We start from the raw sequence: 11,590 nt of genomic DNA on the forward strand, positions 1-11,590 counted from the left end.
TAAGTATCTATAAGGAAGTATCCCTTTGCATGAATTTTATTAGTAGATTCAATTCTTAAATCTAGGATAATATCTTGAAATAATAAAATTCACGCAAAGGAAATGCGATGTTAAATGCAAGAGATGTCAGAACAGCAGAAGATGCACAACGAATTGTTGAAGAACGCAATCTTACCCACGTCAAAGTTGGAATTTTTGATATCGATGGAGTTATGCTCGGCAAGTATATGAGCCGAAAAAAATTTTTCTCAGCACTGGAAAATGGCTTTGCTTTTTGCGATGTCATTTTAGGATGGGACTCCAAAGACAAACTTTATGATAATGGAAAATATACCGGCTGGCATACTGGTTACCCAGATGCTTCCGTGCGTATTCTGCCTCAGAGCTGCCGTGAGCTCGTTTTTGAGAATAATCAACTGCTGTTTATGGCTGAATTCACCGGAGCCGCGGAAGCATTGTGTCCTCGCGCCATACTCCGTCGCGTAATTCAAAAAGCAGCCATGATGGGATTTGATGCTTATGCTGCTTTAGAATATGAATTTTTCATGTTTGATGAAACTCCAGACAGTGTACGTGCCAAAGGTTTCCGTAATTTGAAAACCATTACACCAGATTTTTTTGGTTACTCAATTCTCCGTAATACTGTTCATGCTGATTTATACCATCAAATACTCAATATGAGCGAAGTCATGGATTTTCCTATTGAAGGTCTACATACTGAAACAGGACCAGGAGTCATTGAGGCAGCCATCGCTGTCGACAAAGCTGAAGCTGCTGGTGACAAAGCAGCACTCTTTAAAACTTTTATGAAAGTTTTAGCGCAGCGCAATAACACCATGGCCACTTTTATGGCTAAATGGTCTCCTCACTATCCAGGGCAAAGTGGTCATATTCACCTCTCCTTACAGCATGAAGATGGCAGCGGCTCCGCTTTCTATGACCCTACGAAACCTCACAATATGAGCAAAATCCAGCGTCATTTTCTAGCTGGTCAGCAAAGGCTAATGCCTGAATTGTTAGCGATGGTTTCACCAACAATAAATAGTTATACACGATTAATTCCTGGTTTCTGGGCTCCTACCGATGCGACCTGGGGTGTGGAAAATCGGACTACTGCTTTGCGTATCATCCCCGGCAGTGATAAGTCACAGCGTATTGAATATCGTCTGGGTTCTGCAGATGCTAATCCTTATTTGGCTTTAGCAGCAGCATTAGGATCAGGCTTATATGGTATTGAAAATGAGCTGGAACCCGAAGAACAGATCAAAGGCAATTCCTATGCACAACATCATAACGAAGAGCTGGCTTTACCACGAACGTTATGGGAGGCTGCACAACGATTAAGAAATTCAAAAGCAGCCCTCTCATTATTTGGTAATGATTTTGTTGAGCATTTTGCAGCGTCACGTGAATGGGAAGAGCGTGAATTCCGACGTCATATTACGGATTGGGAATTGGACCGTTATTTTGAAATAATTTAAATTGGATTTAAAATGATCAATACATTGAAGACCTATTCTCCCATCGATAACTCAATTTATGTAGAACGCCCTTTTGCCAGTGCGACAGATATCCAATCAGCTCTGACTAAAGCTCAGATGGCTCACAAAAAATGGCGGCTAACAACAATCGCTGAACGCGAGAGATTTTGTACAGCAGCTATCGATGCTCTAGTCGCTCACAAGGAAGCAATAGCTACAGAGATTTGCTGGCAAATGGGACGACCTATACGTTACGCCCAAGGGGAAATAATGGGTCTTGAAGAGCGCGCACGCTATATGATTGCCGCCGCAAATACTGCTCTTGCTGCTGTTGAGTTACCAGAAAAGCCTGGATTTTTACGTTATATAAAACGTGAACCTGTGGGAGTGACATTAGTCATTGCCCCCTGGAATTATCCTTATCTTACGGCAGTTAATGCCATCATTCCAGCCATCATGGCAGGCAATGTTGTAATACTTAAGCATTCAGCACAAACTCCTCTGGTGGCAGAACGTTTTGCGCAAGCTTTCACACTTGCCGGATTGCCAGAAGGCGTTTTTCAATACTTACATTTAACCCATCCTGATACCGAAAAAGTTATCCAATCTCCCCACATTAACTATGTGGCTTTCACTGGTTCTGTCACCGGAGGGGAAATGGTTGAGCGTACTGCCGCTGGACGCTTCCTCAATATTGGTTTAGAACTGGGGGGCAAAGATCCCGCTTATGTACGAGCAGATGCGGACCTTTCCCATGCAGTAGAAACTGCCATTGATGGTGCGTTTTTTAATTCTGGTCAATCCTGCTGTAGCATAGAACGTATCTATGTCCATTATGATATCTATGAAAAATTTATCAGTAAGGCAGTTGCTTTAGTCAAACAATACAAGCTTGGTCGCCCGGATGATCCTGAAACAACATTAGGCCCACTGATTCGCGCCTCTTCAGCAGAATTTGTTCGCAGCCAAATTGCAGAAGCAGTAGCCCAAGGTGCTGTAACCCACATTAACAAACAAGACTTCCCCATGGATGAACATGGTTCTGCTTATATGGCACCGCAAATTTTAACGCAAGTAAACCATCAAATGCGCCTTATGACTGAAGAATCTTTTGGGCCTGTCGTAGGCATTATGCCGGTAGCCGATGATGATGAAGCTATTGCACTCATGAATGATAGTGCTTATGGGCTTACTGCCGCTGTTTTTACCAAAGATATTGATGCGGGAGTTGCGATTGGTGAGCAACTACAAACGGGTACTTTTTTTATCAATCGTTGTGACTATCTTGATCCAGCACTAGCCTGGACAGGGGTGAAAAACTCCGGACGCGGATGTACGTTGTCTTCTTTAGGATATGAAGCACTTACGCGGCCTAAGTCTTTCCATATAAATAGGAACCCAGTAACATGAGTACATTATCATTAATCGCTAATTGGAACTATCCGACGTCTGTGCGGGTAGGGGCGGGGCGTGTTCAGGAGCTGGCCGCAGCCTGCCACACACTAGGTATCCAATCTCCTCTTTTAGTCACCGACCCTACTCTTGCAGCATTACCAATCGTTGACAAGACACTGCAGAATTGTCGTGACGCAGGCTTGCATATCTCAGTATTTAGCCAGATTAAGGCAAACCCTACTGGTGAAAACGTGATGGATGGCGTTACAGTTTATCATGCTGGCAAGCATGATGGGGTTATTGCTTTTGGAGGGGGATCAGCCTTAGATGCAGCCAAAGCCATGGCTTTAATGGTTGGCCAAACCAGACCTCTGTGGGATTTTGAAGATATTGGCGACAATTGGAAGCGCGTCAATACTATTGCAATGGCCTCAGTCATTGCGATACCTACGACGGCAGGAACAGGGTCGGAAGTAGGACGAGCATCAGTGATTACTGATACCCAACAACAACTCAAAAAGATAATCTTTCATCCTAAAATGCTTCCAAGTATTGTCATTTTAGATCCTGAACTTACAGTTGCTCTCCCTGCCCCCATAACAGCAGCTACAGGAATGGATGCTTTGTCCCACAATCTAGAAGCTTATTGTGCTACTTATTATCATCCGATGGCCGAGGGTATTGCACTTGAAGGAATTCGATTAATAAAAGAGTTTTTACCTCGCGCTGTAAAAGAGGGAAAAGACTTGATAGCTCGTACACAAATGCTTGTAGCATCTGCCATGGGTGCAACAGCATTTCAGCGTGGTTTAGGGGCTATGCACGCACTCGCCCACCCATTAGGTGCTCTTTATGATGCTCATCACGGCCGCTTAAATGCCATTTTAATGCCCTATGTCTTGCAAGCGAATCGTACAGCAATTGAGGAAAAAATTTCACGATTAGCCACTTACCTTAAGATTAATAATGGTTTTGATGGTTTTTTAAATTGGGTACTAACGATACGCAAAGATTTGGGCATAGAACATACGTTAACTGGGATTGGTATTGATGATCGCCAAATTGAGCGCCTTGCAAAAATGGCGACCGAAGATCCGTCATCCCAAGGGAACCCTATTCTTTTTAATGAACTACAATATAAAAATATCTTGCGCGCCGCGTTCTGTGGTGAATTGCATAGGCATGACTCCAGAGTTGGCCTAAGCCAACAAGAATCAGAGAGATAAATAATATGAACATTGGAATCTTACTCTGTGATCATGTAGGAGAAAAATTCAGTAAGGAGCATGGACAATATCCAGATATGTTTGCCAGACTACTCCATCAAGTTGACCCAACATTAACATTCTCAATTTATGAAGCGCAGCGTGGCCAGTTACCCAGTGACCTTGATGAAGCAAGTGCCTATTTAATAACGGGTAGCCGTCATGGTGTAAATGATGGTTTCCCATGGATTACTCATCTTGAAAATCTTATACTTCGTCTCCACTCCTCCCAGAAAAAAATCATTGGCATCTGTTTTGGCCATCAACTCATTGCCAAAGCATTGGGAGGAAAGGTTGTTTTGGCATCTAATGGCTGGGGTATAGGCGTATCAATAAACCAAGTTACGAGAAAAAAATCGTGGATGGTTCCTCAACAAGACGCTCTGAATCTTCTTGTAAGTCATCAGGAGCAGGTAATGGAACTGCCATTAGGCGCTGAAATACTTGCAAGCAGCGATTTTTGCCCGTTTTATATGCTACAAATCAATGATAACCTTCTCACAGTCCAAGGACATCCGGAGTTTAGTAAAGCTTATTCTCAAGCACTCATTGAAGATCGAAAAAGTATACTTGGGGAGGCATTGTCGGAAGAAGGATTAATGTCACTACAACACAAAGTCGATGACTATGTGTTTGCTCATTGGATTGTTAATTTTTTACGTTCTTAATTCAAAAGCCTGTATCTATTGTCATACGGGCTTGTAAAATGAACTATTTGAGTTGAATTGAGCTGCCTTCGCCTTCATCTTCACGAGAGTCATCTTCTTTAATTTTTAGCGGATGGTCCTTATGCGTAACATCCTCTCTCACCAATATCCTTAAACCCGCTTTCGACAATGGTTCATGGGAATGACTCTTACTTGGAGACGCTGAATTATTGGCAGACTTGTGCTCCTCAGTTGCAGAGGGAGCTAGCAGTTTTAACATTATCTTATCACTCGCCTCTTTACCCTCAATTTTTTTCGCAATTAAAGGTTGCATATGTGCAATATTCTCAGATGTTTCTCGCTTGGTAATACTATCTGTAGCTACCTCTATATTTTTAGCAGAGGCTGCTGCCCTGAAAAACCCTGTAACCGCATTAAGAAACTGACTAATTTTTCCCGGAGCAAATAAAAAAGTAGATAGCTTGGAGTTCACTTCCAAAGGAGTTGGAATAATGTGCGAGCCAGCAAGGTGCTGACCTATCAAAGCAGGGCTTGTTAATAGGGTATAAAGAGCTACAACTGGGACTCGTAATATGCTTCCTATCAATCCCCAACCGACTCTTGCCATATTTGAAACCGCTTTGATAATCAAACCAGTATCAGCACGAACTTTATCAACAAGGTCCCTAACAGGTTGGAAAGCCATTGAGGCCTGTGACGTCAGAGAAGGATCAAAAAGAGATGCAACCTTCAGTCCTCCCGACATAATGGCGGAGACGCCTGCACGAGCAAGCGCTGGAATATAAGATAAGGCCATCTTAATAGAGCCAGCAAGACCACCAATTTTTTCATGCCCCCCCATGAACTTATATTTGACCGCAGCGACGTATTCAGGGTCATCTGCATAATGCGTGTTAACATAATGCATTATTTTATATCTTTCATCCTGGGGTAAACTGTCTGCCTCAAGTTCCAATATTTGTTCACGGATATGGGCTCGTTTGAAGTTGGTTTGCAGCTTAGAAACAGTTTCTTGCTGTTTGGAGGAAGGAGATTCTGTATGCCTTACTGCATATTCTCCTATAGATTTCTCAATAGCATGAAGCATAACATCAGTATAATCAGCATCTAACGCTTTTTTAAAGGCATCTAAATATTCGCTGACTTGAGCATCCACCTGTTTTTCTTGTTCTGGCGATAATTGATCAACACCCTTTTCCTTCTTGTAACCAGTCATCATGGCTTCTCTGACTTCAGGTCGCAAATCCTCTATTTTTCTTTCCAGCTCATGTGCATGAGATTCCTCTTCCTCAGCTTCATAGCGAATACCACTTTCAAGAACGATGGCTGCTAATTTTGCTCCTGACAAACCTAATTCAAAATAAGGGAAGCTAGCATGAGCTGCCTCACTAGCAATCTCCTCACTTAACCAAGGAATATTTGCTTTGAATGCAATCTCAAACCCAAGACCTATTGCTGCTGTACCAATTAGCCCAGCCAATACAGGATTTTCAAATACCAGTTCGACACCACGGACCAAAATACTATCTTTACCATTTGTCATATCACTTAGTAAAAAAGCAGCCTTGCCTTCAATCATTGCAGTCGAAAAAGCTGACATAAATCCGTGTGTTTCCCCAACGAGAGCTTTGGCAATGGGAATATCTATTTTGGTATAAATAAAATGCAGGAAAGCATATTTGGCTGCGAAAGGCATAATCATGGGTGTAGCCGTGGTTGCTGCCACGGTAAACGCTAAACCACCTAAAGGGTGTGCTCTATATATTTCCTGGGAAAATACTTCCACCATACCTTTGACAAAATCATTGCTTGCCCATGAAACAAAATCTTCAGGTTTATCTGGATTTAATTGATAATCAGCACTAGCTTCCCCAATATTGTCAAACTCTACACCTTTATAAGCCCCTCCCTCTTTTTGCATATCAAGCAGCATCTCTATGGCTCGATGATTTTCTTGCTCAATTTCAGCATTGGCATGATGACGGGAGTTAAGCAAATGAGCGATTTCATTATCACTGATTGGTTTTCTTCCAATCGTTACATCGTAATAAATATTTTTTGCACCATCCCAAAGATTGGTTGTGAGGCCTTTAACCACTTCAACTAAAGGCTTCCAGGTGAAGTTTATCAATTGTTGTCCAATAAACTTAAACGCTTTGACGAAAATACCGGAGTTAGTCACTTGCGTAATGGCATTTTCACCAAAAAGAACACGAGTAGAGTCTAAATTAGCATACGCATTTTCCGCGATATCCCATTTTTGAAAAAATGAGCGTTCGCTTGGGAATGGGCCGACTTTAAACGGTTTACCCCCAAAAGCACGAATCCCAACATTAATAATGCCTGTTGCACTAGCATAGGCAGAATAACCTAAATCAAGAACAAAGGTAGAAATATCAATACCGAAATTGACTAATGTAAATCCTGCTTTTTTTACCGCCGTGTATCCTGGAAAGGCATCCTTTTCACTTCTAAAATTAATCAGTCTAACCGTTTCATCAGTTTCATGATTTAGTTTTTTCCCTTCTTCAATTTGATTAATCAAGGCAACTCGTTTTGCTAATTCCACACTGCTTTTAGGATGAAAGCCATAATCTCCTAAATCAATAGCCACAAGCCCATTTTTTGCCTTGTCAGAAAAATCAAAGCCATGTTCTTTCGAAACACTATTATGGTAATCAACAAGCTGACTAGAAAATTTTTCACCAGTAAATTGTGCATTCAATAGGGCTTGCGACAAACCACTGCCATCTTGATATAAACCTGTAACAGCATAATTTGCATCAATTCCCGCTTGGGTAATGGTATTGATTTGTTGTTGTAAAAAATACTTTAATAAGTTATCACTAGTTCCGAAACTCCCTAATATCGTCTTTACTTGATCTTCTGAAGGATTTTTTATCTTTGCTAAAGCATTGCGATATTCTTCTATTTGGTTTTTCACCTTAGCAGCACAAGCCATCAATGTGGGGTAAGGCTCTTCTTTTTTAGCCTCATTTTCGCTAATAAGATGCGTAAGATTCTCACCGAGTTGATTTAACCTCTGTAAAACACCCTGTAAATTTTCTTGTGGCGTTTTTGATGCATTATAGTTATTGATGCATTGATTAAGTGGCTGTAATGCTTCAATCAAAGTTTGAGTTATGTCTGCAACAGCAAGCCTTTCTTCATTTTTGGTAACTTTCACATGCAGCTCTGTAGAGCGCTCAAAAACTGTGCGCTTATAAACTCCAATTTCAGCAATCATCTTTGCTAAGGGATCCTGAATAGTGCTTGCCTCAAATACACCATTGCGTAAAGCTATTTTTATCTTTTCAGGGGTAGTTACGTAGACGGTGGTTTGATACTTACCATCCTGATTTATCACCGATAATTTTGCTTGCGTCGTGGGATTGCTGTAGATCACTTTTTTATGTAAAACAGTGGGGGTAACTGTCTTACCAAGTCCACTGAATGAAGGTAGCATTCCCCCTTTAGGAGTGGTGATTGCGCGAGTAGGTTCATACAAGGTCAACGTTGAATTATCTTTTCCATGAAGCCCAAATTTTTTCTTCAAAAATGAATTGTATGAGAGCATTTGTTGGTATGGCATCTTGGGCATAATTAAACCTCTCGTCAAAAATCAGCCTTTACAGAAAGTATGTTCGAATACTCCGGCAAGCAATATTTTTAGAACACTATAATTAATATTAACACAATATGATTATATGATTATTAAGCCTTTTCGGCTTGCATGATAGGCTTCTAAAGCCCCCCAAATTTTCATAAAGGCAATATTTTCTCTCTGCCTTACCAAAACTATTTTCTCATGTAATAACTCTTAAAATAGAAATACTATAGTAGGAATGTTTATGAATAGATTTCCCAATGTAGAACCAAGCATTATGATCAAATTTGCAGTCATGTCGCTGTCATTATTGGCTAGAGGTAATTAATAGAATTATGATTATATGAGTTATATTTTGTTTAGCGACATAAAGGGTAGTTTCTGTCTTTATATCGCAAGATAAACCATGAGGAATCAAATGGCTTGTTGCTCTTTAAATGCGCTTAAGCTCTTCTAACAATTGTCTTGCGGCTTCCTGTTCTGCCTTACGACGATTAGAACCAAAACCTGTTGCCGGTTTTTTAATGCCGCTAACTTTGCAATTGACATGAAATATTTGCTCATGCTCCTCCCCTTCTACCTTGATTAAGGAGTATTCTGGAAGAGGTTTCTTGTGTGCTTGTAAATATTCCTGCAACTGGGTTTTCGCATCTTTTAAATTATCATGCAAAGTCTCATCTTCTAATCGCGATTGATACAATTTAAGAACCAATGCTTTGCTAGCTTCTATCCCACCGTCAAGAAAGACAGCCGCAATAACAGCTTCTAGAGCATCCGCAAGAATAGAGGCACGACGAAATCCCCCACTTTTTAATTCACCCTGGCCGAGAAATAAATAATCACCCAACTCTAGCTCAGTAGCAATCTCAGCCAACATTTCCCCTTTGACCAAAAATGCACGAAGCCGACTTAATTGACCCTCAGGGTGCTCAGGAAACATCAAGAAGAGCGCATTTGCAATGACAAAACTTAAGATAGAATCGCCTAAAAACTCAAATCGCTCGTTATTAACGCTACCTGCACTGCAATGTGTAAGTGCCTGTTTTAGAAAAGCAGGATTTTTAAACTCGTATCCTAATCGTCTGCATAGACGTTGCAAATCAATAGAAACCAATATTTACCTCAGAAATAATAATCAAATCAAGCACACGGCCTTCCTTTAAGGGCTTCTTTACTACCCTAAGCAGCATGCCGTTCAAAACTTAATTTCGTTTATAGTATAGTTATTAATGAATAGTACGACCTATTTTTGACCAACGGATGCTGTCTGTCTTGCCATTCCAACTCATCCAAACAAGAAACGCTTTGCCACGCAGATACTCATCTGGAGTAAACCCCCAAAAACGACTGTCAGCACTATCATCACGATTATCCCCCATCATGAAATACTGCCCCTCAGGCACCACCACATCAAAATTATCAGCAGGCACATCTGGACGGATAAAAATGTCATGCTCAACACCATTTAGATTTTCACGGTACTTCGCAACAGCATGGCCTGAACTCTCATCAATCGTGTATTCTACAAAAGTTTGTTTCATTTCCTGATCATTAATGGTTAAGACCTTATTGTGATAACTGATTTTATCCCCCGGAACACCAATAACACGCTTGATGTAATCGTAACTGGGATCAGGTGGCCAACGAAATACTGCAACATCACCTGTTTTAGGATTAGAAATTCGCATAATTTTTGTTTCCAAAACTGGCAGTCTAAGCCCGTAGGCAAATTTGTTGACAGCTACAAAATCACCAACCAATAGGGTCGGCTCCAGCGATCCAGAAGGGATGCGAAAAGGTTCTATCAAAAAAGAACGGAGTAATAGCACCAAAATAAACACAGGAAAAAACGACCGAGAATATTCAATGATGCGCCCAGGTTTCTCATCAGGCTTTCGTCTTTTAGCAAAGAAGAGAACATCTAACAAATAGATCACACCACTTACTAAAGAAAGAATGATTAATAACAGAGCAAAATTCATAGTTTCACAATCCTACTTACTATATTATAAAGAAATCTCGCGCAACGTCTGTTTAGCCTAGCCTTGTAGGTTGAAAGTACAAGGCACACCTCAACGAGATTGATGGCACCTTAACGGCTCTATTTTTTTCTATCAGTTTGGAAAACTGCCATAAATGCTTCTTGGGGAATCTCTACGTGCCCTACTTGCTTCATCCGTTTTTTCCCTGCTTTTTGCTTTTCAAGTAGTTTACGTTTACGACTCACGTCTCCACCATAGCATTTTGCTGTCACATTTTTACGTAGTGCTTTTACGGTTTGGCGAGCAATAATATGAGTGCCCAAAGCTGCCTGAATAGCGACATCAAACATTTGTCGTGGAATTAATTCACGCATTTTATCAGCCAGCGCTTTTCCACGACTATGAGCATCACTTCGATGCACAATTACAGCTAAAGCATCAACTCGCTCACTATTGATTAATACATCCATTTTTACTAAATCAGCCTCTTCGAAGCGCAAAAAGTTATAATCAAGCGATGCATAACCCCGACTTACAGACTTTAAGCGGTCAAAGAAATCAGACACAACTTCACTCATCGGTAGATCATAAGTCACAGAAACTTGTCGGCCACTGTAAGTCATATTCACTTGTGTACCGCGACGATCCACACAAAGACTAATTATCTGCCCTAAATAATCTTGAGGCACAAGAATATTGGCACGCACAATAGGCTCAAACATTTGCTTAATCTGTTGAGGTGGCGGCAGCTGCGACGGGTTATCGATCATCAGGGTTTCACCCTTAGTTGTGATTACCTGATAAACTACCGTAGGAGCTGTGGATATTAAGTCCAGGTTGTATTCGCGCTCAAGCCTTTCCTGGATAATTTCCATATGCAACATGCCAAGAAAGCCACAACGAAATCCAAAGCCTAAAGCTTCAGAAGACTCAGGCTCATAAAATAAGGACGCATCATTTAAGCTTAGTTTGGCCAATGCCTCTCGAAAGGCTTCAAAATCATCAGCGCTAATAGGGAACAGTCCTGCATAAACCTGAGGTTTAACCTTTTGAAAACCTGGCAAAGGAGCGGAGGCTTGATTTTTTTCAAGCGTCAGTGTGTCACCTACTGGTGCTCCTTGAATATCTTTAATCCCTGCCACAACATAGCCTACTTCACCGGCTTGTAAAATCTCAAGTTTCGTACGTTTTG

Annotated in this window: 8 protein-coding genes; 4 read left to right on the top strand and 4 right to left on the bottom strand. The window is 41.1% G+C overall.

Annotated elements, in window-relative coordinates:
* The first annotated feature begins 107 nt into the window (after nucleotides 1-107).
* Genes Lbru_RS10520 through Lbru_RS10535 form a run of 4 tightly spaced genes read left to right on the top strand, consistent with a single transcriptional unit; the run spans nucleotide 108 to nucleotide 4,809 of the window.
* The gene (locus Lbru_RS10520) at nucleotides 108-1,481 is read left to right on the top strand and encodes a glutamine synthetase family protein (RefSeq protein WP_058442088.1); all 1,374 of its coding nucleotides are present in this window, start codon (nucleotides 108-110) and stop codon (nucleotides 1,479-1,481) included.
* Nucleotides 1,482-1,493: 12 nt separating this feature from the next.
* Complete coding sequence (locus Lbru_RS10525) at nucleotides 1,494-2,891, top strand: aldehyde dehydrogenase family protein (RefSeq protein WP_058442089.1); 1,398 nt, start codon at nucleotides 1,494-1,496, stop codon at nucleotides 2,889-2,891.
* On the top strand, nucleotides 2,888-4,102 hold the full coding sequence (locus Lbru_RS10530) for an iron-containing alcohol dehydrogenase (RefSeq protein ID WP_058442090.1): 1,215 nt from the start codon (nucleotides 2,888-2,890) through the stop codon (nucleotides 4,100-4,102). The genes Lbru_RS10525 and Lbru_RS10530 overlap by 4 nt, the downstream gene beginning before the upstream one ends.
* Nucleotides 4,103-4,107: 5 nt before the next feature.
* Nucleotides 4,108-4,809, top strand: a complete 702-nt coding sequence (locus Lbru_RS10535; RefSeq protein WP_058442091.1) for a glutamine amidotransferase-related protein — start codon at nucleotides 4,108-4,110, stop codon at nucleotides 4,807-4,809.
* Nucleotides 4,810-4,852: 43 nt separating this feature from the next.
* Here Lbru_RS10535 and Lbru_RS10540 read toward each other — a convergent pair whose 3' ends face one another.
* From Lbru_RS10540 to lepA, 4 genes are all read right to left on the bottom strand, one after another.
* The gene (locus tag Lbru_RS10540) at nucleotides 4,853-8,410 is read right to left on the bottom strand and encodes a hypothetical protein (RefSeq protein ID WP_058442092.1); all 3,558 of its coding nucleotides are present in this window, start codon (nucleotides 8,408-8,410) and stop codon (nucleotides 4,853-4,855) included.
* Between the two features lie 439 nt (nucleotides 8,411-8,849).
* Entirely contained in the window at nucleotides 8,850-9,533 is a 684-nt protein-coding gene (gene rnc, locus Lbru_RS10545; protein ID WP_083500897.1) for a ribonuclease III, read from the bottom strand.
* A 109-nt stretch (nucleotides 9,534-9,642) separates the two neighbouring features.
* Nucleotides 9,643-10,398 (bottom strand): signal peptidase I, encoded by a 756-nt coding sequence (lepB, locus tag Lbru_RS10550; protein WP_058442094.1) that lies wholly within the window; start codon nucleotides 10,396-10,398, stop codon nucleotides 9,643-9,645.
* Nucleotides 10,399-10,517: 119 nt separating this feature from the next.
* Nucleotides 10,518-11,590, bottom strand: a 1,073-nt coding sequence (lepA, locus tag Lbru_RS17815; RefSeq protein ID WP_238583868.1) for a translation elongation factor 4, incomplete at its 5' end; no start/stop codon positions are given.

Source organism: Legionella brunensis, from assembly GCF_001467025.1.
In the GTDB taxonomy this organism is placed as follows: domain Bacteria; phylum Pseudomonadota; class Gammaproteobacteria; order Legionellales; family Legionellaceae; genus Tatlockia; species Tatlockia brunensis.